At 74.3% G+C, this 24,453-nt stretch carries 23 protein-coding genes and 1 riboswitch; of the genes, 17 read left to right on the forward strand and 6 right to left on the reverse strand.

Going from position 1 to position 24,453, the window contains the following annotated elements:
- Window positions 1-15 precede the first annotated feature (15 nt).
- From FM110_RS02770 to rpe, 4 genes are read left to right on the forward strand one after another with little or no spacing between them, the layout of a single operon-like run.
- Window positions 16-2,253: a primosomal protein N' family DNA-binding protein gene (locus tag FM110_RS02770; RefSeq protein ID WP_159457957.1), complete on the forward strand. Its 2,238-nt coding sequence runs from the start codon at window positions 16-18 to the stop codon at window positions 2,251-2,253.
- 28 nt (window positions 2,254-2,281) lie between these two features.
- The gene (fmt, locus tag FM110_RS02775) at window positions 2,282-3,235 is read left to right on the forward strand and encodes a methionyl-tRNA formyltransferase (protein WP_087102451.1); all 954 of its coding nucleotides are present in this window, start codon (window positions 2,282-2,284) and stop codon (window positions 3,233-3,235) included.
- A complete protein-coding gene (locus FM110_RS02780) occupies window positions 3,232-4,830 on the forward strand; it encodes an RsmB/NOP family class I SAM-dependent RNA methyltransferase (protein WP_087102453.1) in 1,599 nt (532 codons plus the stop codon). The genes fmt and FM110_RS02780 overlap by 4 nt, the downstream gene beginning before the upstream one ends.
- Window positions 4,827-5,498 (forward strand): ribulose-phosphate 3-epimerase, encoded by a 672-nt coding sequence (rpe, locus tag FM110_RS02785; protein WP_087102455.1) that lies wholly within the window; start codon window positions 4,827-4,829, stop codon window positions 5,496-5,498. Before FM110_RS02780 ends, rpe begins: the two co-directional genes overlap by 4 nt.
- A 10-nt stretch (window positions 5,499-5,508) precedes the next feature.
- Here the strand turns inward: rpe and FM110_RS02790 are convergent, their stop codons facing one another.
- Window positions 5,509-6,717 carry an AAA family ATPase gene (locus FM110_RS02790; protein ID WP_087102457.1) on the reverse strand — a complete coding sequence of 403 codons (1,209 nt, stop codon included), beginning with the start codon at window positions 6,715-6,717 and terminating at the stop codon, window positions 5,509-5,511.
- A gap of 166 nt (window positions 6,718-6,883) precedes the next feature.
- Window positions 6,884-7,004, forward strand: a riboswitch (FMN riboswitch).
- A gap of 105 nt (window positions 7,005-7,109) precedes the next feature.
- On the opposite strand from FM110_RS02790, the gene pnuC reads away from it, so the two are divergent.
- The 4 genes from pnuC to FM110_RS02810 all read left to right on the forward strand — a co-directional run bounded on the left by pnuC (window position 7,110) and on the right by FM110_RS02810 (window position 9,589).
- Window positions 7,110-7,817: a nicotinamide riboside transporter PnuC gene (gene pnuC, locus FM110_RS02795; protein WP_087102459.1), complete on the forward strand. Its 708-nt coding sequence runs from the start codon at window positions 7,110-7,112 to the stop codon at window positions 7,815-7,817.
- Between the two features lie 92 nt (window positions 7,818-7,909).
- A complete protein-coding gene (locus FM110_RS02800; protein ID WP_159457958.1) occupies window positions 7,910-8,173 on the forward strand; it encodes a phosphoribosyl-ATP diphosphatase in 264 nt (87 codons plus the stop codon).
- A gap of 76 nt (window positions 8,174-8,249) precedes the next feature.
- Window positions 8,250-9,107: an ATP phosphoribosyltransferase gene (hisG, locus tag FM110_RS02805; protein WP_087102462.1), complete on the forward strand. Its 858-nt coding sequence runs from the start codon at window positions 8,250-8,252 to the stop codon at window positions 9,105-9,107.
- Window positions 9,108-9,109: 2 nt separating this feature from the next.
- Window positions 9,110-9,589 (forward strand): PH domain-containing protein, encoded by a 480-nt coding sequence (locus tag FM110_RS02810; RefSeq protein ID WP_087102464.1) that lies wholly within the window; start codon window positions 9,110-9,112, stop codon window positions 9,587-9,589.
- A 13-nt stretch (window positions 9,590-9,602) separates the two neighbouring features.
- Here the strand turns inward: FM110_RS02810 and FM110_RS02815 are convergent, their stop codons facing one another.
- Window positions 9,603-10,751, reverse strand: coding sequence for a DUF3866 family protein (locus FM110_RS02815; protein WP_087102466.1), 1,149 nt, complete (start codon window positions 10,749-10,751; stop codon window positions 9,603-9,605).
- A gap of 95 nt (window positions 10,752-10,846) precedes the next feature.
- On the opposite strand from FM110_RS02815, the gene FM110_RS02820 reads away from it, so the two are divergent.
- The 9 genes from FM110_RS02820 to FM110_RS02860 all read left to right on the forward strand — a co-directional run bounded on the left by FM110_RS02820 (window position 10,847) and on the right by FM110_RS02860 (window position 21,948).
- Entirely contained in the window at window positions 10,847-12,901 is a 2,055-nt protein-coding gene (locus FM110_RS02820) for a WYL domain-containing transcriptional regulator (protein WP_234991861.1), read from the forward strand.
- Between the two features lie 95 nt (window positions 12,902-12,996).
- Window positions 12,997-13,326 carry a Sec-independent protein translocase subunit TatA gene (gene tatA, locus FM110_RS02825; protein ID WP_087102468.1) on the forward strand — a complete coding sequence of 110 codons (330 nt, stop codon included), beginning with the start codon at window positions 12,997-12,999 and terminating at the stop codon, window positions 13,324-13,326.
- An 80-nt stretch (window positions 13,327-13,406) separates the two neighbouring features.
- The gene (gene tatC / locus FM110_RS02830; protein WP_234991862.1) at window positions 13,407-14,276 is read left to right on the forward strand and encodes a twin-arginine translocase subunit TatC; all 870 of its coding nucleotides are present in this window, start codon (window positions 13,407-13,409) and stop codon (window positions 14,274-14,276) included.
- Entirely contained in the window at window positions 14,273-15,232 is a 960-nt protein-coding gene (locus FM110_RS02835) for a diacylglycerol/lipid kinase family protein (protein WP_087102470.1), read from the forward strand. The genes tatC and FM110_RS02835 overlap by 4 nt, the downstream gene beginning before the upstream one ends.
- Window positions 15,229-18,171 carry a DEAD/DEAH box helicase gene (locus tag FM110_RS02840; RefSeq protein WP_087102471.1) on the forward strand — a complete coding sequence of 981 codons (2,943 nt, stop codon included), beginning with the start codon at window positions 15,229-15,231 and terminating at the stop codon, window positions 18,169-18,171. The genes FM110_RS02835 and FM110_RS02840 overlap by 4 nt, the downstream gene beginning before the upstream one ends.
- Window positions 18,168-18,899, forward strand: coding sequence for an amidohydrolase family protein (locus tag FM110_RS02845; RefSeq protein WP_087102473.1), 732 nt, complete (start codon window positions 18,168-18,170; stop codon window positions 18,897-18,899). Before FM110_RS02840 ends, FM110_RS02845 begins: the two co-directional genes overlap by 4 nt.
- A complete protein-coding gene (gene lnt / locus FM110_RS02850) occupies window positions 18,896-20,551 on the forward strand; it encodes an apolipoprotein N-acyltransferase (RefSeq protein WP_234991863.1) in 1,656 nt (551 codons plus the stop codon). Before FM110_RS02845 ends, lnt begins: the two co-directional genes overlap by 4 nt.
- The gene (locus FM110_RS02855) at window positions 20,548-21,327 is read left to right on the forward strand and encodes a polyprenol monophosphomannose synthase (protein ID WP_087102477.1); all 780 of its coding nucleotides are present in this window, start codon (window positions 20,548-20,550) and stop codon (window positions 21,325-21,327) included. The genes lnt and FM110_RS02855 overlap by 4 nt, the downstream gene beginning before the upstream one ends.
- A 42-nt stretch (window positions 21,328-21,369) precedes the next feature.
- Complete coding sequence (locus FM110_RS02860) at window positions 21,370-21,948, forward strand: FxsA family protein (protein WP_087102479.1); 579 nt, start codon at window positions 21,370-21,372, stop codon at window positions 21,946-21,948.
- Window positions 21,949-22,071: 123 nt separating this feature from the next.
- Here FM110_RS02860 and FM110_RS02865 read toward each other — a convergent pair whose 3' ends face one another.
- The 4 genes from FM110_RS02865 to FM110_RS14050 all read right to left on the reverse strand — a co-directional run.
- Window positions 22,072-22,422: an RNA polymerase-binding protein RbpA gene (locus FM110_RS02865; protein WP_087102481.1), complete on the reverse strand. Its 351-nt coding sequence runs from the start codon at window positions 22,420-22,422 to the stop codon at window positions 22,072-22,074.
- Window positions 22,423-22,585: 163 nt separating this feature from the next.
- Window positions 22,586-23,404 carry a glycerophosphodiester phosphodiesterase family protein gene (locus FM110_RS02870; RefSeq protein WP_087102483.1) on the reverse strand — a complete coding sequence of 273 codons (819 nt, stop codon included), beginning with the start codon at window positions 23,402-23,404 and terminating at the stop codon, window positions 22,586-22,588.
- Complete coding sequence (locus tag FM110_RS02875) at window positions 23,376-24,251, reverse strand: SURF1 family cytochrome oxidase biogenesis protein (protein ID WP_087102485.1); 876 nt, start codon at window positions 24,249-24,251, stop codon at window positions 23,376-23,378. The genes FM110_RS02870 and FM110_RS02875 overlap by 29 nt, the downstream gene beginning before the upstream one ends.
- On the reverse strand, window positions 24,248-24,453 hold a 206-nt coding region (locus tag FM110_RS14050), incomplete at its 5' end, for a hypothetical protein (RefSeq protein ID WP_234991864.1). The genes FM110_RS14050 and FM110_RS02875, both read right to left, overlap by 4 nt.

Genomic DNA, 24,453 nt, shown 5'->3' on the forward strand with positions numbered 1-24,453 from the left:
CCGTCTGCTCCCAGCATGACCGCACAGGGCCAGGAGGGCCTCTTCGAGGCGCCTCCGGGCCCTGCCGCGTCCCCGGACGGCGCCGATCCCGGCGGCGCTGGCGCGCAAGCCGGCGCGCCGGGCGGCGCGGGCGAGCGCCCGTTCCGCACCACCGCGGGCTTCCCGCTCGCCCCGACGGACCCGGTCGCCGAGGTGCGGCTGATCGGTCCCCTGCCCCATCTGGACCGTCCCTTCGAGTACGCGGTGACGGCCGAGACCGCCGCCGCGGGGCCGGGCATGCGGGTCAAGGTGCGCTTCGCCGGGCAGGAGATGGACGGCGTGGTCCTGGCGCGGCGGGCACTGCCGACGACCGACCGGCCGCTCGCGCCGCTGCGCCGCCTGGTCTCCGAGGACGTGGTGATCTCCCCGGCCATGCTGCGCGTCTGCGCGGACGTCGCCGAGCGCTGCGCCGGGACCGTCGGGGACGTCCTGCGCCTGGCCCTGCCGCCGCGGCACGCCCGCGCCGAGAAGGCCGATCGGGCCGCGGCCGCGAAGGAGGCCGAGGCGGCGGAAGGGGTCGAACAGTCAGAGGCCTCGGCCGATGACTCCGCTGTTGATGAGTCTGTGGCGGCGCGCGCGTCGGTCGGGGACGAGGCTGATGCCGAGCGGGGCGCCCCCGAGTCGGCCGAGCCCGCTCCGGATCCGGCGTCCGCGCGGGACGAGCGCCTGGCCCGGTACATCGGCCTGCCCGCCCTGCTGGCGCGGGCCGGCGCCGCCGACGGCCCGGTTCCCCGCGCCGGCCTCGTCCTCGAGCCCGCCCACTTCTGGACGACCATGGCCGCGGACGCGATCGAGGCCCTCGACCCGGACCGAGGCGCCCTGCTCGTCGCCCCCGATCAGCGCGACGTCCAGCGGATCTCCGCCGCGCTCGCGCAGCGCGGCATCGACCATGAGGTCCTCGGCAGCGCCGACGGCCCCGAGAAGCGCTACCGCGCGTTCCTGCGGATCCTGCGCGGTGCCTCGCGTGTAGTGGTCGGCACCCGCTCGGCCGCCTTCGCGCCGGTCCGCGACCTCGCGCTGATGATCCTGTGGGACGAGGCCGACGACCTGCTCATCGAACCCCGAGCGCCCTACCCGCATGCGCTGACGATCCTGCAGTGCCGCAGCGCCGAGGAGCGCGCGGCCCTGCTCCTGCTCTCGCATGCGCGCTCGGTCGTCGAGACCGCCCTGGCCGATCACGGCTACCTGCGCATGCTCGAGCCGGCCCCGGCGCCGATCACCTCAGTGCGCCCGCACATCCGTGCCATGGACGACTTCCTGCGCGAGCGCGAGGGCGCCTCGGGCCGCTCGCGCCTGCCCAGCGAGGCGATGCGCGTGATCCGCACGGGCATCGCCCGCGGCCCCGTGCTCGTCCAGGTCCCGCGCTCGGGCTACGTCCCGGCCGTCTCCTGCTCCTTCTGCGGCACCCGCTGCACGTGCCCCACCTGCGCGGCGCCGCTGTCGCTCGCCGGGCGCACCGGCCCCCTCGTCTGCCGCGTCTGCGGTCGCCGCGAGGACGGCTACCGCTGCCCCGAGTGCGACCGCACGCAGGTCCGTGCCGTCGTCGTCGGCTCCTCCCGCACCGCGGAGGAGCTGCGGCGCGCCTTCCCCGACGCCCCGTTCCGCGTCGCGGGCGGCGCCCACGGCCCGGTCGCCGACGACGATGTGCCCGACGGCGCGATCGTCGTCGCGACCCCCGGCGCCGAGCCCGTGCCCGCCGGCGGATACGCGGCCGCGCTGCTGCTGGACGCCGACGCGATGCTCGCCCGCGCCGCCTACGACGCGGACACCGAGGCCGTGCGGCGCTGGGACAACGCGATCGCGCTCGTACGGCCCGCGGACGCCAGGGGCGAGGTGCTGGTGGTCGGCACCGCGACGCTGCCCGCGATCCGGGACCTCGTGGCCCACCGCTCCCGCGCCTTCCTCGACCGCGTGCTCGCCGACCGCCGCGCCCTCGACCTGCCGCCCTTCGCCAAGGTCGCCGAGGTCACGGGGGACCGCGAGGCCGTGCGGGCCTTCCTCGCCGATGCGGAGCTGCCCGACGGCACGCAGGTGTTCGGGCCGGTCGACGACGTGCCCGACGGCGACCGCATCGCCGCACGCGCCGTCGTCCGCATCGAGGCGGCGCGCTCGAAGGAGCTGCTGGCCGCCCTGCGCGCCGCGGTCGCCTCCCGCAGCGCCCGCAAGGCCACGGGGCGCCTGCGCATGCGCGTCGACCCGCCCGACGTGTTCTGAGCAGACGCCCGACTACGATGGGTGCACCATGCGTCTGATCTTCGCCGGAACCCCCGAGGCCGCCGTCCCGTCCCTGCGCGCGCTGCTCGCCAGCCGCCACGAGGTGGTCGCCGTGCTCACCCGCCCCGATGCCCCGACCGGCCGCGGCCGCCGCCTGACGCCGAGCCCCGTGCGCGTCGTCGCCGAGGAGGCGGGCGTGCCGGTCCTCACCCCGACGACGCTGCGCGATCCCGCGCTGCTGGAGCGGCTGCGCGAGCTGGCGCCCGATGCCGCGCCCGTCGTCGCCTACGGCGCGCTCGTGCCCCCGGCCGCGCTCGCGATCCCGACCCACGGCTGGATCAACCTGCACTTCTCGACGCTGCCGCGCTGGCGCGGCGCCGCCCCCGCCCAGCGCTCCGTCCTCGCGGGCGACGCGGAGGCCGGCCTGACCGCGTTCCGCCTCGACGAGGGCCTCGATACCGGGGACGTCGTGCTCCAGGAGTCCACGCCCATCGGCACGACCGAGACGGCGGGCGAGCTGCTGGATCGCCTCGCGGTCCAGGGCGCCGAGCTGCTGGTGCGCGCCCTCGACGCGATCGAGGACGGCACCGCGACCTTCACGCCCCAGCCCTCGGACGGTGCGACCCATGCGGCCAAGCTCTCCACCGCGGAGGCCCGCATCGACTGGAGCCTCCCGGCCGAGCGCGTGAGCGCCCACATCCGCGGGATGAGCCCGCACCCCGGAGCCTGGACGCTCCTGCATGGCGAGCGCTTCAAGGTGCTCGGCGTGGAGGACCGGCCCGCCCCCGAGGACCGGGACCTCGCCCCCGGTGCGCTGCATGCGACCAAGAAGGCTCTGTTCGTCGGCACGGGGACGACGCCGCTGGCCCTCGGCACCGTCGCCCCCGCAGGCAAGAAGGCGATGCGCGCGGCCGACTGGGCCCGCGGCGCGGCGCTCGACCCCGATGAGCGCTTCAGCGACGAGACCGAGGAGACCCGATGACCCCCCGCGATGAGCAGCGCCCCCGTCGCAGCGGCGAGAGCCGTTCGGGCGACCGCCGCCAGGGCGGCCGCGACGAGCACGGCCGTCAGCGCTCCGGCGCCCGCGGCGAAGGCGGTCCGCGCCGCGGCTGGTCCGAGGCCCGCCCGGCCGAGCGCGCCCGCACCGCGACCCCCACGCGCCTCGCGGCGTACGAGGCCATGCGGGCCGTCGCCGAGGACGACGCCTACGCGAACCTGGTGCTGCCCAAGATCCTGCGGCGCCACCGCATGCATGGGCGCGACGCCGCTTTCACCACCGGCCTGTTCTACGGGACCCTGCGCGCCCAGGGCCGCCTCGACGCGATCATCCAGGCCTGCGTCGACCGCCCGCTCGAGAAGGTCGAGCCCGCCGTCCTCGACATCCTCCGCCTGGGCGCCTACCAGCTGCTGGACATGGAGGTCGCCGCCCACGCCGCGACGAGCGAGACCGTGGGTCTGGCCCGGAAGGTCGCCGGCGCCGGTGCCGCCTCCTTCGTCAATGCGGTGCTGCGCCGCATCGGCGAGCGCACCCGCGAGCAGTGGCTCGAGCAGGTGGCCCCGTCCCGTGAGACCGATGAGGTCGGCCACCTCGCGATCGTCCACTCCCATCCCGAGTGGGTGGTGCGCGCCCTGCGCGACGCCCTGGCCGCCCACGGCCGCGACCGCTCCGAGCTCGACGCGCTGCTCGCCGCCCAGAACGACCCGCCGTCCGTCTCGCTCGTGATGCGCCCGGGCCTCACGGACCTCGAGGAGCTCATCGACACCGGTGCCTCCCGCGGGAAGCTCTCCCTGTTCGCCGCCTCCTGGCCCTCGGGCGATCCGGGCGGCATCGACCCCGTCAAGGAGGGGCGCGCGGCCGTCCAGGACGAGGGCTCCCAGCTCATGGCGCTCGCGCTCGGGATGGGCGCCGACGAGCTGGTGGAGGCCGAGACCGGGCGCTGGCTCGATCTGTGCTCGGGCCCGGGCGGCAAGACCGCCCTGCTGGGCGGCCTCACCGTCGACCACGACGCGGAGCTGCTGGCCGTCGAGGTCCAGCCACACCGCACCGAGCTGGTCCAGCGCGCCGTCGCGACGCTCGTCGACGCCGGGGCCGAGATCGAGACCCGCACCGCCGACGGGCGCACGATCGGCGCCGTCATGCCCGCGACGTTCTCCCGGGTCCTCGCCGACGTCCCCTGCTCGGGCCTCGGCGCCCTGCGCCGGCGCCCTGAGTCCCGCTGGCGGCGCAGTCCCGGCGATATCGGCCACCTGGGCGTGCTCCAGCGCGAGCTGCTCGGCTCGGCCCTCGACGCGACCGTCGACGGCGGCGTCGTCGCCTACGTGACCTGCTCCCCGCACATGGCCGAGACCCTCCTGGTGGTGCGGGACGTGATGCGCCGCCGCGACGACGTCGAGCTGCTGGATGCGCGCGACGCGGTCCGCGCCGGGCTCCTGCCCGAGGCCCGCGACACCGAGCTGGGGGAGGGGCCCACCGTGCAGCTGTGGCCCCACGTCCACGGCACCGACGCCATGTTCCTGGCCCTGCTGCGCAAGCGACCCGCCGCAGCTGGCACGTCCGAGAAGGAGACCGCCCGATGAGCACCCCCGCGATCAACCCCAGTGTCCTCAACAGCGACTTCATGCGGATCGGCGAGGAGCTGGACCGCATCGCCGGCGCCGACCGCGCCCACATCGACGTCATGGACGGCCACTTCGTGCCCAACCTGACGTTCGGCCCTTCGATGGTCGAGCAGATGGCGCGCCGCAGCCCGATCCCGCTGGACGCGCACCTCATGATCGAGAACGCCGACCGGGAGGCCCTGGCCTACGCGGAGGCGGGAGCGGAGTCTGTGACCTTCCACCTCGAGGCCGCGAACGCGCCCGTGCGCCTGGCGCGCGAGCTGCGCCGGGCCGGGGTGAAGGTGGGGGTGGGCCTGCGCCCGGCGACCCCCGTCGAGCCGCTGCTGGACATCCTCGGCGAGTTCGACATGGTCCTGGTGATGACCGTCGAGCCCGGCTTCGGCGGCCAGAGCTTCCTCGAGTCGATGCTGCCGAAGATCCGCCGCACCCGGCAGGCCATCAGCGCCGCGAACCTCGAGCTGTCGATCCAGGTGGACGGCGGCATCAAGCGCGAGACCATCGCGCTGGCCGCGGAGGCGGGCGCCGACGTGTTCGTCGCGGGCTCGGCGATCTACTCCGCCGACGATGCGGCCGCGGAGATCACGGCGCTGCGCGAGCTCGCCGCGGCCCACGCCTGCGGGGCCTGAGCCGGCCCCCTCACCGGCTGCGACGCGTCTCCTGGCCGCGCGCCCGAGACGGGGCGATGTCGGTGACGGGCCGGGTGCGTGTGCGGTCCAGCCCGCTGTCGAGGTCCGTCGCGGCGCGCCCCAGCCGTCGCTCCTCGAGCGCCTCCCGCAGGTAGGGGAGGCTCAGGCGCACGTAGCCCCGGGAGGCGGGCTCGATCAGATCGTCCTCGATGAGCCGCTCGCGATACGTCGACTGGTAGCGCGGATCCACGCCGAGGCGCCGCGCGATGTCGCCCACGTTCGAGGGCCCCTCGTCCTCGAGCATCGCCTCGAGGTAGTCGCGCTTGCGCGGGCTCAGGTCCCGCAGCGCGGGCCCGTGGACGTTGCGGATCATCTCGGCGACCACGGCGTCGCGGGTGCCCTGGACGTCCTCGAGCTCGATGGTCGGCGCATCGCCCGCCGCGCGCCAGGCCTTCGAGCCGGCCAGCTGGATCAGGTACGGATAGCCCTGGGAGATCTCTCCCGCCCGCACGGCCGCCTCGGGGGTGATCGAGCGCTCGGTGTCGGCCACGGTCATGCGGATCGCCTCGGCGGCGGTGCCGATGTCGACGGGCCCGAGCTCGAGCCGGTGCGCGCGACGCAGGAACGTGGTCTTCTCGTGATCGAGGAGCTTGGAGACGCCGGAGCGGATGCCGGCCGCGACGAACACGACCTGCCCGTGGCGGCGCATGAGGTCCTGGATGTGCTGGGAGACCTCATGCAGCTGCGCGCGGTCGACCGACTGCACCTCGTCCAGGGCGATCATCACGCCGTGGCCGTCCCGGGCGGCGAGAGCGGCCAGGCGGTCGAGCAGATCGCCGAGGGGCTCGTCCTGGCCGGCGTAGCGGTCGGTGACGGAGCGGCTGGCCGAGAACCCTGACGCCCCGGCTCCGGTGAGGTGCGAGGCGACGGCGTCGGGGTCCAGCTCGCGCAACCGTGCGACGGCGGTGGCCCGCAGCTCATCGCTGAGGGAAGAGGAGCCCGTGTGCAGGGGCAGGAGCGACCAGGCGGCGTCGCGGGCCTTCGCCTCGAACTCGGAGAGCAGCACGGTCTTGCCGATCCCGCGGGCGCCCGAGATGAGCATCGCGCGCTGCTCGGGCAGCTCGCCGCGGAGCGCGGCGTCGAAGTCCGAGAGGGCGGCGGAGCGGCCCGCGAGGATGGCGGGGGAGCGCCCGAACCCCGGGGTGAACGGATTGACCATGCCGTGCCTCCTGCCGCGCCGTGTATGCGTCTGTATGCAACGGTAGCAGTGTGGGTATCTGTATGTCAGTCGTGCCCTCGCCTCGCGGCGGGGCCTGCCTTCTCACGTCGGGGCGCCGCGCGCTCGCGCGTCCGAGCAGGCCCTATGATGGCGCGGTCACATCAGTGACGTGCTCCGGGGTCGGTGGAAATCCGAGCCGGCGGTCATAGTCCGCGACCCGCACCCGTGCGGTGGAGCCGGTGGAACTCCGGCACCGACAGTCACAGCCTGGATGAGAGGCGCACGTCCTGCATGCCGCCTGCGGCGTGCGCTTCCTCGCGCGCGCCCGCATGCCCATGCCGGATCCTTTCCCCCCGGAGCCACTGCTCCCGGATATGGAAAGGACATGACGGATGGGAATTCTGCAGTGGCTCTTCGACGCGAAGATCGAGTTCGCGGGCGGACAGTTCATCCTCTGGCGCGAGGTCATCGGCAACGTCTTCGGCCTCCTCAGCGCCTTCGGCGGCATGCGCCGCAAGGTCTGGGCCTGGCCCGTCGGCATCATCGGCAATCTGCTCCTGCTCACGGTGTTCCTGGGGACCGTCTTCGGCACCCCGAACCCGGTGAACCTCCTGGGCCAGGCGGGTCGCCAGGTGATGTTCATCGCCACCAGCATCTACGGCTGGTACCGCTGGAAGCAGGCGAAGAACTCCGACGGCAGCGCCGTCGAGCCCGTCTGGGCGTCCTGGGGCACGCGCGCCCTGCTGATCGTCGGCCTCGTCGGCGGCACCGCCCTGCTGACGCCGCTGTTCCGCGCCCTGGGCTCGTACGAGCCCGTGTGGGCCGACGCCTGGATCTTCATGGGCTCGCTCCTGGCCACCTACGGGATGGCCAAGGGCTGGGTGGAGTTCTGGCTGATCTGGGTGGCCGTCGACATCGTCGGCGTCCCGCTGCTCGTGGCCGCCGGCTACTACGCGAGCGCGTTCATGTACCTGTTCTACGGCGCCTTCACGCTCACCGGGTTCTTCGTGTGGTGGCGCGTGAACTCACGGCAGAAGGCCGAGCGCGTGCGCATCGAGACGGTCATGCCCGACCCGACGATCCACCGCGGCCGCGCCTGAGGCGCCTTCGCACGCCCGTCGCCGACGCGCGCAGGGGCCGCTTCCCCGAGATGGGGGAGTGGACCCTGTGCGCATCCCGATACCCTGGGGGCGTGAAGGATTTCGAGACGCTGTTCGCCCAGCTCCAGGAGACCGCCCGCACCCGTCCACAGGGCTCCGGCACCGTCCGCGAGCTCGACACCGGGGTGCACGGGATCGGCAAGAAGATCGTCGAGGAGGCCGCCGAGGTGTGGATGGCCTGCGAGCACGAGACGCATGACGACGCCGCGCTGGAGATCTCGCAGCTGCTCTACCACGTCCAGGTCATGATGATCGCCAAGGGCATCTCCCTCGAGGACGTCTACGCCAAGCTCTGAGCCCGACCGGCGATCCCGTGCGCCGGCCCCGCTCGTCGTCCCCGCCTATTCCGCTCTCCCGTCCCCAGGAGGACCCGTGCTCCGCATCGCCGTGCCCAACAAGGGCGCCCTGTCCGAGCCCGCCGCCGAGCTGCTCCACGAGGCCGGCTACCGTCGGCGCTCGACGGCCAAGGAGCTCGTGCTCGTCGACGAGGCCAACTCCGTCGAGCTGTTCTTTTTGCGCCCGCGGGACATCGCCGTGTACGTCGGCTCGGGCACCGTGGACGTGGGCATCACGGGCCAGGACATGCTCGCCGATTCCCGCACCGCGGCCGACGTGCTGCTGGAGCTCGGCTTCGCCCGCTCCACGTTCCGCTTCGCGGCCCCCGCCGAGCAGACCCGCAGCGTGGCCGAGCTCGAGGGCGCCCGCATCGCCACCAGCTACGAGAACCTCGTCGAGGACCACCTGCGCCAGCAGGGGATCACCGCCTCCGTCGTCCACCTCGACGGGGCGGTCGAGTCCTCGATCCGCCTGGGCGTCGCCGATGTCATCGCGGACGTGGTCGAGACCGGTTCGACCCTGCGCCAGGCGGGACTGGCCACCTTCGGCGACCCGATCATGACCAGCCAGGCCGTGCTGTTCAGCCGTCCCGGCCTCGAGGTCGACGAGGCGACCGCGCACACCCTCGGCGTGATGATCCGCCGCCTGCGCGGCGTGCTCGTGGCCCGCGAGTACGTGCTGCTGGACTACGACATCCCCACCGACCTGGTGGAGAAGGCCGTCGAGGTCACACCCGGCTTCGAGTCGCCCACCATCTCCCCGCTGCACGGGCGCGACTGGTGCGCCGTCCGCTCCATGGTGTCCCGGAAGGACACCAACAAGGTGATGGACGACCTCTACGAGATCGGGGCCCGCGCGATCCTCGTGACCGCGATCCAGGCCTGCCGGATCTGAGCATGAGCGCGACCCCGCCCACGTCCTCGGCCGAGGTGCCGGGCCCGGACGAGACCATCGTGTTCCGCCCGCGTTTGGTGCGCGTCGCCGGTCTCGCCATCGGCGCGGTGATCCTCGCGGCGATGCTGCTGGCCGCCGTGATCGTGCCGGCGACCTTCGGGCTGGCCGATCGCGTCGGCTTCATCGCGCTCGGGGTGGGCACCTTCTGGTTCTGCTGGCGGGAGGCGCAGGTGCGCGTGGTCGCCGGGCCCGAGACCGTCGAGGTCCGCAATCTCATCTCCAAGCAGGAGCTCGAGTGGGCCGAGATCGTCGCGGTCTCCTTCCCCGAGGGCGATGCCTGGGCGCACCTGGACCTGGCCGACGGCGACACCCTGCCCACGATGGCCTTCCAGCGCGCCGACGGCGCCCGCGGGATCGCCGCGGCCCGTCAGATGGCGGCGCTGGTGGCGGCGCGCGGAGAGGCGACCGAGGCGGGGGCCTGACTCTTCGGGCGTCTCAGAGGTTTCGCGCCGCCGCACGGCCTGCCGCCGCGGCATAGGTGAATGCGGCCGTGTCCGCGTCGAGGCCGCGGCCCATCGTCGACAGGCGGACCGGCAGGGCGGACAAGGCGGCGTGGACTCCCGTCGGATCGGTCTCGACCAGCGTGTGCTCGAGGCCGCGCTCCGCGGCGGGATCGATGATCGACGTGATGAGCTGTTCCCGTACTGACGCATGAAATGCGCTGTCGATCGGGTCGTCCTGTCCGACGCCTGCAGACTCGGGTCCCGCGGGCAGGGTGAACGTCGTCGGCACATGCAGCAGTCGTCCGTACGTCGTCGCGCTGTGGTGGGAGAGCCCGCGGTGGCGCTCGCGCGGATCCGTCTCGGATACGCGCAGGGCCCCGATGAGACGCCCGCCCAGAACGCTGGCGGCATGGAGCGCATCGGCGGCCTGGACGCCCGAGAACCCCCAGGCCGTCCCCGTCCCGAGGTTCCCCGGACCCTGGATCGCGATCGCGACATCGGCGCCCACCACGTGCCGCGCCGCGAGCAGGGCCGAGGGGATCGACACCGCCTCCAGATCCCCGCCGAAGGCCTGGCCCGCACTGATGCAGGAGGCCAGGAGGCCGTGCTCGCGCAGGGTCGCCACCGTCCGGGAGTACCAGGCGGGCAGGGCCGCCCCGTCGGTCAGCACGTAGGCGATACGGGCTGCGGGCGCGTCCATGCGGATGCCCGTGACGATCGCCGGGAGCGCGGAGTGCAGATCCGCGGCGACGACGGGCATGCCCTCCAGCGACGTGGCCGCCTGCATCCTCGCGTAGTGCTCGGAGGCGGGATCGTCGACGGCATCGACCATCACCTGCATCGGCGTGTACCGGGCCTTCATCATGTGGCCGTCGTGGTCCGGATCGGCATCGTCGGCGTCCGGGGGCGTTCCGAGGGCATCCGGGCGTGCGACCACGAGGGCGTCGCCGCCGGTGCCCAGCCCCCGCCGCAGCGCGTTCGTGTTCAGCAGCACCGTCTCGCCGGGCAGGGGTGCTCCCGTCAGCTCGGTGTAGGCGAGGGCCCGGATCATCTCCGACGCGCCGACCTCGACGTCCACGCGCACGACCCCGGGCCAGGCTCCCGTCTGCTCGCGGACCGTGCCGCGCTCCCACCGCATCATGGGGCCCAGGGTATGCGCTGGCGCATCCCCTCCCCTCTCCGGATAGGTGCAGGTCGTGCCGCCGCCAGCGCCCCGCACCTCGTTACGCTGGCACCGTGGCTGCTCCCCGTGGCGTCGAACGCCTCCTCAACGTGATCATGACGATCGGCTCGCGCCGCCGCGTCACGCGCGAGACCCTGTTCCGGGTCATCCCCGAGTACGCCGAGTCCGCGAGCGCGGACGCCGCCGAGCGCCTGTTCGAGCGCGACAAGGCGGAGATCCGCGCCCTGGGCCTGGACCTGCGCACCGAGACCGACCCGTGGGACGAGTCGATCGTCCACTACCGCATCGCGCGCGGCACCGGAGAGCTGGCGGCGCTGGACCTCACCCCTGCCGAGTACACGGTGCTGCTGGCCGCCTCCCGCGCTTGGGACGACGCGAGCGCGGGCGGTCCCGCCCGGCGCGTGCGCGCCAAGCTCCTCAGCCTGGGCCAGGAGGCCGATCCCGACCTCGTGCGCCGCACCCCGCAGGGCGCGGTCGAGTCCCTCCCCGTGCTCACCCCGCTGCTCGAGGCCGTGAGCGCCGGCCGCGCCGTGACGTTCCGCTACCGCGCGGCCTCCGGCGCGGCGACGGAGCGGCGCGTCGAGCCGTGGATCGTCGGCGTCCACGACGGCGCCTGGTACGTGCTGGGCCACGATCTCGACCGCGAGGCGCCCCGCCTCTTCCGGGCCTCCCGCATCGAGTCCTATCCGCGCGTCAAGGGGGTCGCGACCGTCACCCCTCCGGCGGATCTCGACCTCGCGAGCGCCGTGAACGGCGCGGGCGCGGGCGCGAGCGAGAACGCCGACGCGGTCCTGGACCTCTCCCCGTACAAGGCGCTCATCCTGCGCGATCGCGTGGGCGCCGCCGTCGACGCCCCGCGCATCGAGCTGCCCGGCTGCTCCCGTGCCGAGGCCCGCCGCCACGTCCTCGGCGCCTCCCGCTGGGCGGCGCTCGCCCAGCCGACCGCCTGGCGCGAGGAGATCGCCGCGATCTGCACGCACATCGCCCGACGCCACGCCCGCCCCGTCGACCCCGCCGAGGTCGAGCAGGGCGCCGTCCGACCGCGCGCCGCGATCCGCACCCCCTCCACCAGCACCGATCACCTCTCCCGCCTCATCTCCGAGGCCGCCTACGTGCACGATCGCGGCGAGGCGGAGCTCGCCGCCATGGCCGCCGAGTTCGGGATCACCGAGAAGCAGCTCATCGACGACCTCCAGGTGCTCTTCGTCTGCGGCGACCTGGGGACGGGCTGGCAGGACCTGATCGAGGCCGAATGGGAGGACGGCTGGGTGCGCGTGCGCAATGCCGAGGCCCTGCAGGGGCCCCTGCGCCTGAGCGCCCCCGAGGTCACGGCCCTGCTCGCCGGGCTCGCCGCCCTCGACGGCGCCGGCGGGGAGGAGAAGGGCGTGATCGCGAGCGCTCGCGCGAAGCTGTGCGCCGCCCTCGGGCAGGAGGGCCAGGACGACGCCGAGCACGGCGCGTCGACGGCTCCGGCTCCCGACTCAGAGGATGCTGAGGCGCCGCGCGCATCGCGCGTCGACCGCATCGTCGCCCGGATCCAGGAGGCCCTCGCGGCCGGGGAACCCGTGGCCATGCGCTACTCGCCTCCCGACCGTCCCGGCACGAGCGTGCGCCGCCTGCGTCCGCTGCGCCTCGAGAGCTCGACGGGCCGCGCCTACCTGCGCGCCGTCGATCTCGATGTCGCCGCGTCTGCGGCCGGCTCGGCCGCCGCCGAGCGCACGTTCCGGACCGACCGCATCGTCGAGATCCTCGACCCCGAGGCCGGTGCCGGGGCAGGAGCCGAGACGGTGCCGCAGGAGGCGCCGAATCTCACGGGGGAGACCCGCGGCAGCCAGGCCGGGACGGCGGAGACGGAGGCGTGGCTGCGTCTCGAACCGGCCGCCGCGTGGATCGCCGAGGCCTTCGACGCCGCGGAGATCCGCGACCTCCCGGACGGCGAGGGCGTGCTCGCCCGGATCGAGCGCCCGGTGCGGTCCGCGCTGGTCGACGCCGTGATGGAGGCCGCCGGTGCGGCGGAGCTCCTCGTCCCCGACGGCCTGCGGGTCGAGATCGCACAGCTCGCGCGGGACGCCGCTGCACGGCACGGGGCCTCGGAGCCGCTAGGCTGAGGCCTGTCCCGCGCCGGGTGCCATCGGTGGGCCCTCAGACAGGTGCGGGATCATGCTGGGACCGCCTCGTGCGGCCACCGTCGAAAGGACTTCCCATGGGTGCTCTCAAGCCCTGGCACATCGTTGTTCTCGTCGTCCTCGTGCTGCTGCTGTTCGGGGCGGGCAAGCTGCCCAGCCTCGCGCGCAACCTGGGCAAGTCGATGCGCATCTTCAAGAGCGAGGTCGAGGAGCTGCGCGGCGACCCCAAGCCCGAGGAGGACGAGGTCGAGGACGACCGTCCCCGCCGCTCCGACCGCGACCGCGACGGCCGCCGCGCCTCCGAGCGCGAGAGCGTCTCGCGGGACCGCGAGTACGACGCCCGCGACCTCGACCGCGAGGCCGATCGCGTGCACGTGCGCGACGAGGAGGCCTACCGCCGCGACTGAGCGGCGACAGGCGGACCAGCAGTGACGGGTCCGGGCGCGAGGCGTCCGGACCCTCGGCATGAGACAGGCGGAGGCGACGCGTGGCGCGTGAGAAGAAGAAGCGCCGACCCAAGGACCCCGAGGGCCGGATGTCGCTCGGTGAGCACCTCACCGAGCTGCGCGACCGTCTCGTGTGGTGCGCCGTCACGATCCTGGTGCTGTCGATCGTCGGCTGGTTCCTGTACCCGACGGTCTTCGACTACCTCCAGAAGCCCTTCCGGGAAGCGCGCGCCCTGGGCCTGAACGCCACGCTGAACTTCGACGGCGTGGGCAAGGGCCTGAGCGTGCAGCTGGCGATGTCCGCGTACATCGGGCTCATCCTCGCCTCGCCGATGGTGATCTTCCAGATCTGGCGCTTCATCACCCCCGGCCTGCACCGCAACGAGCGCCGCTACACGCTGGGCTTCTTCGGCGCCGCCATCCCGCTGTTCTTCATCGGCTGCACCGCCGGCTACTTCATGATGAACAAGGCCGTGCCGCTGCTCATGGAGTTCACGCCGCAGATCAACGGCGTCGACCAGATCATCAGCTACAGCGACTACCTCACGCTGCTGGTGCGCACCGTCCTCGCCTTCGGCATCGCCTTCACGCTGCCGGTCGTGCTCGTGCTCCTGAACTTCATCGGCATCCTCCCGGGGCGGACGATGCTCAAGGCCTGGCGCTGGGTCACGCTCGTGTGCTTCACCTTCACCGCGGTGATGGTCCCCACGCCGGACCCCTTCACCATGATCTTCATGGCCCTGCCCATGGTGGGCCTCTACTTCGCCGCCGTCGGCATCGGCATCGTCCACGACAAGCGGGTCGCCGCCCGCCAGGACGATGACCTCGACGACGATCGCGCCAGCGTCATCGATGACGAGGTCGAGGCCATCGACGCCCCCGAATCCATCGACGAGGCGGGGGAGCGGTGACCCGCCTGCGGGTGGGTCTCCTCATGAACCCGACGGCCGCCTCCGGCGCCGCGCACCGGGTGGGCCGGCAGGTCGCCCACCTCCTGCGCCTGGCCGGGCTCTCGGTCATCGACGTGTCCGGGCCCACCGCCGAGATCGCCCGCGCCCGCGCCCTCCAGGTCCGCGACACGCTGACCGCGCTCATCGTCGTCGGCGGCGACGGCACCATCTCCCTGGGCGCCGGGGTGGTCGCGCAGACCCCCGTGCGTCTCGGCGTCGTCCCCGCGGGCTCCGGCAACGACTTCGCCCGCGCCCTCGGCCTCCCCGTGCTCGCCGCCGAGGAGTCCGTCCAGGGCATCGTGCGCGCGCTCTCGCGCCCCGTGGTCGCGATCGACGCGATCGAGCTGTCCAGCGCCGATCCCGACGCCCCGCCGATGCGGTCGATCGCCGTCGGCAACGTCTCGCTCGGCTTCGACGCCCTCGTCAACGCGCGCGGTAACCGCTCCGGCCACCGAGGCCCGACCCGCTATGCGGCCGCCGTGATGCAGGAGATCCGCCGCTTCACCCCCATCCCGTACTGGATCGAGGTCGACGGGGGCCCGCGCGAGGAGATCGACGCCTCGCTGCTGACGGTCGCCAACACGGGGGTTTTCGGCGGAGGCATGCGCCTGGTGCCCGATGCCGTGGTCGACGACGGCGCCCTGAGCCTGGTGAGCCTCACCGGTCTGGGACGCGCCGGACTGGTCCGCTTCTTCCCGCGCGTCTACCGCGGCACCCACACGAGCATCGACGGCTTCGACGTGCGGGAGGTGCGCGAGGTGGTCGTCGGCGTGCGCGACGACCGCGAGCTGCGCTCCTACGCCGACGGCGACTCCCGCGCGCTGCTCCCGGTGCGGGCGCGCATCCTCCCCGGGGCGGTGCGCATCCTCATGGACCTGCAGCACTCCCCGGCGCACGGCGGTGAGCTGCCGTCATGACCTCCCCCTCGGAGCGCTACGCGGCCTGGAGCGCCGAGAGGCGGATCCAGGGGACCGAGCTCGACCGCTTCCGGGACCGCTTCGCCTTCGATCTCGACCCGTTCCAGGTGACGGCCTGCACCGCCCTGCAGGACGGACGCTCCGTGCTCGTCGCCGCCCCCACCGGGGCCGGCAAGACCGTCGTGGGCGAGTTCGCCGTCCAGCTCGCGCTGGCCGGCGGGCGCAAGGTCTTCTACACCGCGCCTATCAAGGCGCTGTCGAACCAGAAGCACGGCGAGCTGGTCGAGTGGCTCGGGGCCGAGAAGGTCGGCCTGCTCACCGGCGACGTGTCCGTGCGGCCCGAGGCGCCCGTCGTGGTGATGACCACCGAGGTGCTGCGCAACATGCTGTACGCGGGATCCAGCGCCCTCGACGGCCTCGGCTTCGTCGTGATGGACGAGGTCCACTACCTCGCCGACCGCCTGCGCGGACCCGTGTGGGAAGAGGTCATCATCCAGCTGCCGCCCACGGTGCAGCTCGTGTCCCTGTCCGCGACGGTGTCGAACGCGGAGGAGTTCGGGGCCTGGCTGGACGAGGTCCGCGGCAGCACGGCCGTGATCGTGTCCGAGGCCCGGCCCGTCCCGCTGTGGCAGCACGTGCTGGTGGGCGATGAGCTCATGGACCTGTTCGTCGACGACGCCGGCCGCGCCGTCGTCTCGCAGGGCCCCGGAGCCCGGGGCGAACGCCGCGTGAACCCCGACCTCGAGCGCCTCGGCTCGATCACCGCGCGGATCGGGGACGGGCCCGGAGGGCGCGGCGGACGCGGGCACGACGGACACGGCGGGGCACGGCAGGGCGGCGGCCGCGGTCGCGATCCGCGCGGCCGGCGCGGCACCCAGGGACGTCACCGGCGTCGCGGCCGCGGGCCCCGCGACGACGGACCGCGGCAGGACGGGCCGCGCGGCGGCGCCCCGCGGCACGGCGGGGGCGAGGAGCGCTCCGCCCGCGCACCGGGCAGGCCGCTGCGGCGACCCGACGTCCTGGCCGTCCTCGACGAGGCCGGCCTGCTGCCCGCGATCTGCTTCATCTTCTCCCGCGCCGGCTGCGACGGCGCCGTCCGCCAGTGCACGATGGCCCACGTGCGCCTGACCTCGCCCGCCGAGCGCTCCCGCATCCGCGCCGTGCTCGACGAGCGACTGGCCCGCATCCCCTTCGAGGACGAGGACGTGCTCGCGATCCCCGCGTTCCGGCGCGCCGCGGAGAACGGGTACGCGGCCCACCACGCCGGAATGCTCCCGCTGCTGAAGTCCGTGGTCGAGGAGCTGTTCGCCGCAGGCCTCATCAAGGCGGTCTTCGCGACCGAGACCCTCGCGCTCGGGATCAACATGCCCGCCCGCAGCGTGGTCCTCGAGAAGCTCTCGAAGTACAACGGCGTCGAGCACGCCGACCTCACCCCGGGCGAGTTCACCCAGCTCACGGGTCGGGCGGGACGGCGCGGCATCGACGTCGAGGGGCATGCGGTCGTCATCGCCGGTCCCGGCTTCGACGCGGACGCCGTCGCCTCCCTCGCCTCCCGCCGCACCTACCCGCTGCGCTCCGCGTTCCGGCCCACCTACAACATGGCCGTCAACCTGCTGGACCGCTACGACGTGCGCGCCGCGCGCGAGAGCCTCGAGATGTCCTTCGCGCAGTTCCAGGCCGACCGCTCCGTGGTGGGCCTGGCCCGTCGCGCGCGCGAGCTCGAGGAGACCGAGGCCGCCTACCGCGAGGCCCTCGACTGCGAGCGCGGGGACATCCGCGAGTACGCCGCGCTCCTCGAGCAGATCTCCGAGCGCGAGAAGACGCTGTCCCGCGAGCGCGCCGCCGCCGACCGCGACCGGGCCCGCTCCACCCTCGCCGGGCTGCGCCGCGGCGACGTGCTGGCCCTGCCCGGCGGCAAGCGCCAGGGCTTCGCCGTCGTCGTCGGGATCGACAAGGCCGTCCTCGGGGGCCCCGAGGTGCTCCTGCTCGGCACCGAGGGTCGCCTGCGCACCCTGCGCCCGGGCGACGTCCCCGCGCCGCCGGCCGTCGTCGACACGATGCGCGTGCCCGCCCCGGACCGCCTGTCCAAGCCCAGGACCCGCAAGGACACCGCGGCCGCGCTGCGCCAGCGCCTCGCCGGGCGTCACGAGAACCCCCGCGAGAGCGTCCGCCGCGCCGGCGGCCGCACCCCCTCGACCGCCGCGACCGACGAGCGCCTCCAGCAGCTGCGCGAGACCCTGCGCGCGCACCCGTGCCACGCCTGCCCCGACCTGGACGCCCACCTGCGGTGGATCTCCCGCGCCCGCTCCGTCGAGAAGGAGCGCGCCTCCGTGCTGCGGCGCGTCGAGGGGCGCACCTCGAGCCTGGCCCGCCGCTTCGACCAGGTGTGCGCCCTGCTCCTGGAGCTCGGCTACCTCGAGGGCCATGGCGAGGATCTGCGCCCCACCGCGGGCGGACTGCGCCTGCGCCGCCTGTTCTCCGATCGCGACCTGCTCATCGCCGAATGCCTCGAGCAGGGGCTCTGGACCGATCTCGACCCCGCCGCCCTCGCGGCGATGGCATCGGCCATGTGCTACGAGGCGCGGCGGGAGGGCGCCGACAGCGCCGAGCTGCCCGCCGACGAGCCCTTCGTCCGCGCCCTCGAGCAGACCCTGCGCGCGGCCGAGCGCCTCGCCGCCGCCGAGCGCCGCCACGGGCTCGACGCGACCGCGGCTCCCGACCCCGGGATCGCCGCCGTCATGCACCGCTGGGCGCTCGGCAGCCACTACGCCGTCGCCGTCGGCTCCACCGCCCTGCCCGCCGGCGACTTCGTGCGCCAGTGCCGCCAGGTGATCGACCTGCTCGATCAGCTCGTCCCCGTCCCCGGCATCGGGCCCACCGCCCGCGCCGCCATCGACCGCGTCCGCCGCGGCTTCGTCTCCCAGGAGGTCGACCTGTGACAGGCCAGCTCTACACGGGCGTGTTCGTCTACTCGACGCAGGACCCGACCGCCGAGGCCCTCCTCGTCGGGGACGGCGCCGTCGCCTGGATCGGCCCCCTCGACTCCGCGCTCGCCCTCCACGGGGACGCCGAGCGCCGGGACTTCGAGGGCTGCCTGCTGACGCCCTCCTTCGTCGACGTCCTCCCGACGGCCGACGGCACCGCCCCCGATGACGCCTGGCGCGAGGCCGCCCTGTCCCGCGGCGTGACCGACGCCGTCCCCGGCATGCCCGGGATGCGCGACGGCGTGCTGGCCTGCGCCCCCGCGGCCGCACCCGGCACCCCGTTCCTGTCGCTCGCCTCCGAGGGCACGCCGCTGGCCTTCGGCTCCGGGGACGCCGAGCACCTCGACCCCTGGTCCTGGGTGCGCGCCGCCGCCCACGAGGGCCCGGAGGACGAGCGGATCAGCGACCGCGCCGCCTTCCTCGCCGCCACGCGAGGCTCCCGGCGCCTGGCCGGCATCATGCACCCGGGCTCCCTCGTCCCCGGCGCCGAGGCCACCTTCGTGGTGTGGGAGCCGTGGGACCTCATCGTCCGCGGCCAGGAGGAGCGCATCCAGACCTGGTCCACCGACCCGCGCTCCCGCACCCCGATGCTGCCCGACCTCACCGACGGCGCCCCCACGGCGCTGCGCACCGTGGTCCGGGGCCGCACCGTCTTCACGGCCGACGCGCCGGGCGCCCCATGACCGCACGCGAGGACCGCGCCCGGGCCCGCGCCCAGGACCGGAAGGAGCGAGAGCGCGAGGAGCGGTCCGCCCGGCGCCGCAGCGCAGCCCCCATGCCGGCGTGGCTCGCCCCGCCGATCGCGGCGCTGGGCGGATACGCCGCCTGGGCCGCGTTCCCCCCGCACGGCCTCTGGTACCTCCTGCCGCTGGGCCTGGCCGCCCTCACGGCCGCATGCCTCGTCCGCCGCCCCGGGATCGCGGCGCTGTCCGGACTGGCCTGGGGCATGGCGTTCTTCCTGCCGCTGACCGCGTGGGCGAACATCTACGCCGGGCTCGAGCCGTGGATCGCCCTGGCCGTCTTCGAATCGCTGTACATCATCGGCTTCGCCCTCGCCGCGCGCGCCGTGCTCGTCCGCTGGGGGCCCTCGCCCCGGGCCGGACTCGTCGTCGCCTGCCTGTGGACGGGGATCGAGGTTCTGCGCTCCCACGTCCCGTGGGGCGGGCTGCCCTGGGGAGCATCCGCCTTCGCGCTCCAGGACTCGCCGCTGCTGACGCTCGGCCCGTGGATCGGGACCGCGGGCCTCGCCGTCGTCGTCGGTGTGCTGTCCCAGCTGCTGCTCGGCGCCGCCTGGCTGCTGCTGGGCCGCCGGGCCGGGCGCTCTCGCTCGCTCGGCCTGTGGCCGCTGACCGCCGCGATCGTCGTCGTGCTCGTCTGCCTCGTGGTCCCGCGGCCCCACAATCCCGCCCCGGACGGGAGTGGGACCCTGCGCATCGCCGGGATCCAGGGGAACGTGCCCCGTCTGGACCCGCAGGACCTCGAGATGCCCGCGGAGATCTGGGACAACTCCCTGGCGCTCACCGAGCAGGCCGGGGCCGATGCCCGCAGCGCCGGCACCGACCTCGACCTCGTCGTGTGGCCCGAGGCCTCCGCCGGCTGGGACCCGCGCCAGGATGCGGTGCGCTCGCGCGCCCTCGTGGGCGCCGCCGAGGACGCGGGCGCCCCCGTGCTCATCGGCACCGCGACCGAGGCGCCCGGGGACCGCGTCTACAACACGTCCCAGCTGTGGACCGTCTCCGGCGGTCCCGAGCAGTCCTACTCCAAGCGCCACCCCGTGCCCTTCGGCGAGTACATCCCCGCCCGCTCCTTCTTCCGGATGCTGTCGGACAAGGTGGACCTCGTGCCCACCGACATGGCGCCCGGACGCAGCGTCGGCGTGCTCGACGTGGGGGAGCGGAAGGTCGGCGTCCTCATCTGCTTCGAGATCGCCTATGAGAACCTGGTCCAGGACCTCGTCCGGGACGACGCCGAGGTGATCGTGGTCCAGACGAACACGGCCCTCTTCGGCGACAGCGACGAGGCCGCGCAGCAGCTCGGCGAGGCCCGCGTGCTCTCGGCGATCAGCGGGCGCAGCATCGTCCAGGTCGCGACCGTGGGCGAGAGCGCGATCGTCACCCCCGACGGCCGCGACCTCGCCCGCACCGGGCACTGGGAGCAGGGGATCGTCGTCGCCGACGTCCCCCTGCGCACCGGCATCACGCCCGCCATGGCGGCAGGCCCCTGGATCGCCGTCGGCATCGGCGCCCTCGGCCTGGCCGGCCTGCTCCTCGCCCTCGGCTCGCCCCGGCGCACCGTCGACATCCCTGCCCCACGACGAGTCCGGAGGACCCGATGACAGCCCACGACCCCACCGCCGCCCCGGCCCTGCGTACCCTCGTCGTGATCCCCACCTACAACGAGCTCGAGGCCCTGCCGGGCACGCTCGACCGCCTGCGCGCGGCCGTCCCGGACGCCCACGTCCTCATCGCCGACGACGCCTCGCCCGACGGGACCGGCGATCTGGCCGACCGTCGGGCCGCCGAGGACGACGCCGTCCACGTGCTCCACCGCGCCGGGAAGGAGGGCCTCGGACCCGCCTACCTCGCCGGCTTCCGCTGGGGGCTCGAGCGCGGCTACGAGGTGCTCGTCGAGATGGATGCCGACGCCTCCCACCGGCCCGAGCAGCTGCCGCGGATCCTCGGCGCGATCGCCGCCGGCGCCGATCTGGCGATCGGCTCCCGCTGGGTGCGCGGCGGCCGCGTCTACGACTGGCCGCTGCACCGCCTGCTGCTGTCCCGCGGGGCGAACATCTACACGCGCGCGGCCCTCGGTCTGCCGGTGCGCGACGCGACCGCCGGATTCCGCGCCTACCGGGCCCCGCTGCTCACCTCTCTCATGGCCGAGCCTGTCGCGAGCCACGGTTACTGCTTCCAGGTGGACATGACCCGCCGCAGCGCCGCGCTCGACGCGGACATCCGCGAGGTCCCCATCGATTTCGACGAGCGTGTCGAGGGCGTCTCGAAGATGAGCGGCGCGATCGTGAAGGAGGCCCTCGTGCGCGTGACCGTGTGGGGCGCGCAGCGGCGCGCACAGCAGCTTCTCGGCCTGCTCCGCTACCGTGGACCGCGCTGAGGGGCGCGCCGCGCCCGTGACGGCGCCCCGGGGGAGGGAACGATGAGCACGAGCGGATCGCACAGCACGCCGCCGCGCGGCGCCGCGCCGCGGAGGGGCACGGGAGAGGGCCGCGGGAGCACGCTCATCCCGCTCGGGATCCTGCTGCTCGGCCTGCTCGAGCTGACGGGACTGGCGCTGCTGGGCCACTGGACGTCGATCTGGTGGGTGCTCGGCGTCGTCCTCGTCGGCTGGGTTGTCGGTCTCGCGTTGCTCGTCGCCGCCGGACAGCAGTCCTTCGTGCGCCTGCGCTCGCTCATCCGCGCCATCCGCGGCCGCGGCAGCATCAGCGACCACATGAGCCGGCCCGCCTTCACCCTGCTCGCCGCGCTCTGCTTCTTCTTCCCCGGCCTGCTCACCGATCTCGCCGGGCTCGTGCTCCTGGTCGTGCCCGTGCAGAAGCGCGTGGCGCGCGGTGTCGGCCTGGCGGTCCCCGAGAGCGCCCGGCAGGTGCTCTACCGCCGCTCCGGGCCCGGCGTGATCGAGGGCGAGATCGTCGTCGACGCCCGCCGCACCGATCCGGGCGCCCACGGCGGCCCAGCGGGCGGGTCCTCCACGCCCCCGGTCATCACCCAGGACTGACGCGGCGGTAGCGCGCGATCGCCGCCGCGGCCCGCGGTCCTCATCACAGCAGAGCGCCCCGTCCAGAAGGGACGGGGCGCTCTCGCGATGCCGGGCCGGAGCCCGTCGGCGATGCCGGAACGCTCAGAGCGTTCCGCTGGAGTGCAGACGGCCGGCGCGCAGGAGCTCGAGGCGCTGGTCGAGGAGCACCTGCAGGTCCTCCTCGCTGCGGCGCTCCAGCAGCATGTCCCAGTGCGTGCGCTGGGGCTTGCCCGGCTTGGCCTCGGGCTTCTCGTGGTCGCGCAGCACGGCGGTCGCGCCGCAGCGGCACTCCCAGATCGCGGGGACGTCGGCCTCGACGGAGAAGGGGAGGACGATCGTGTGCTTGTTGGGGCAGTCGTACACCGCCTCCTGGCGCGGGGCGGCGAGGACGCCCTCGTCGGTCTCCATGCTGAGCGAACCGAGGCGGGTGCCTCGCAGGCTGCGGCTGTTCATGTCGCGGACGACCTTCCTGATGACGACGGGGACCCGCTCGGCGCAGGAGCGGGAATGGTCCGATGGGTGCAACGCCCGGGCCGCGCCGAAGATTCCCGGACGCCCGTGCGGCGCCGCGGCGCCAGCGATCGGTCGACGCGGGCGGCAACGGGATCGGCGGGACTCAGACGGGCGAGCCGGCTCCGGGACCGCGTCCCAGGAGTCCGGCGAGCACATCGGACCGATTGGTCACGATACCATCCGCGCCCAGCGCCAGCAGGGCGCGCATGGTCGGCTCGTCGTCGATGGTCCAGACGTGCACCTCGCAGCCGGCGGCGTGCGCGGCCGCGAGGGACCGCGCGGTCACGAGCGCATGCCCGCGATGCCGCGGCGGGATCTGCAGCGCGGCGAAGGGGCGGAGGATCCGGTCGACGGCGCTCTGCGGGGCACCGACGGCGAGCGCGAGCGCGAAGGCGGTCATGGCGCCGGTGGACGGGCTGCGCCGCACGCGCACGCCCGTGAGACGGCGGATCCGGGCGACCGCAGCGCGGGCCGTGCGCCCGTCGAAGCTCGTCACGCAGACGCGGTCCGCGCTTGCGGTGCGGGCGATCGCGGTGGCGACGGCGTCGACCGCCCGGGGCGTCTTGACGTCGATGTTCACCGGCGCGTCGAAGGCGCCGAGGACGTCCTCGAGCAGGGGGACGGGCTCGGACCCACCGACCCGTACGGCGGCGAGCTGGGTGCTCGGGACCTCGTGGATCCTGCGCGGATCCCCGGCGACCCGGCGCAGGTCCCCGTCATGGAGCGCGACGGCCCGGCCGTCGGCGGTCGCATGCGCGTCCGTCTCCAGCACGTCGGCCCCTGCCTCGAGCGCGTCGGCGAAGGCGCGCAGGGTGTTCTCGGCGCCGTCGAGCGCGAGGCCCCGATGCGCGATGATCCGGGGCAGGCGCCCGGGACCGTAGGGGCGGGGCCGGTCAGCCTCGGAGCTCGTCGAGGAGCGCATCCTCTTCCTCCTCGTCTCGGGAGCGGGCGGGGGCGCGGCGCGCGTGGACGGGCTGAGCCGCCCCGCCGCGCCGCCGCAGCTCGATCTCGTCCAGGACGGCCCGGCGGGCCCGCACCGCCCAGGCGATCGGGAAGAACAGGGCGAAGGCCCACCACTGCACGGCATAGGAGAGGTGGGGGCCCAGCGACGTGTCGGGCCGCGGGAAGGGCGTGGGCGCGTCCGCGGGCGCCGGGTCCTCGCTCGCCAGCTCCCCGTAGGCGCCGCGGTGCAGCGTCCCGGCGGCCGGCTCGACGGCGGCCAGCTCCTCGATCGCGATCGACTGCACCTGGCCTGGCGGATTCGTGCGGCCCGCGAGCACCGGCTCCATCGGGCGCAGGCGCACGACGATCGTGCGCTCGCCCGTCGGCACCTCCGGGGGGTCCGCGGGCGCGCTCGAGGCGGACTGGGTCGGGACCCACCCGCGGGCGACCATGACGGTCCCGTCGTCCGTGCGGAACGGCACCAGCTGCGCGAACCCGACCTCGCCGTTGAAGGGACGGTTGCGGGCGTACAGGACGCATTCCGGTGCGGTGCAGTACTCGCCCGTCAGGCGCACGGTCCGCCATCCGTCGTCGGCCGCGAGCGGCGAGTCGGACGCGGGCAGGACGTCCGTCAGCGCGACCGGCGGGGCGGAGTAGTTGTGCTCGATGAGGTCCGCGCGGGCGGACTTCGCCTCGAAGCGGTGGAACTGCCACAGGCCCAGCATCACGCAGGTGACGACCGCGGCGACGACGCCGAGCGCCGCGAGGGCCCAGGACCGCGTCGCCAGTACGCGCAGGGGGCTGGGCTCGCCCGTCGCGCCGCTCATCGCTCGTCTCCGGAGCGTCCGGGGCCGGTGCTCCCGGGGCCGGTGCTCCCGGGGGCCGCGTCGGCATCGTCGTCCGCTTCCTGCTGCGCGACGCCCTGCTGCTCGACGTGCTCGACCGAGCCGTCGGGTCCGAGGCGGATCACGCGGGGCGCCGCTGGGTCTACACGATCCAGATGACCGTCCGCATGGCCTGTTTCCTCGC

This window comes from Brachybacterium nesterenkovii, assembly GCF_900163655.1.
In the GTDB taxonomy this organism is placed as follows: domain Bacteria; phylum Actinomycetota; class Actinomycetes; order Actinomycetales; family Dermabacteraceae; genus Brachybacterium; species Brachybacterium nesterenkovii.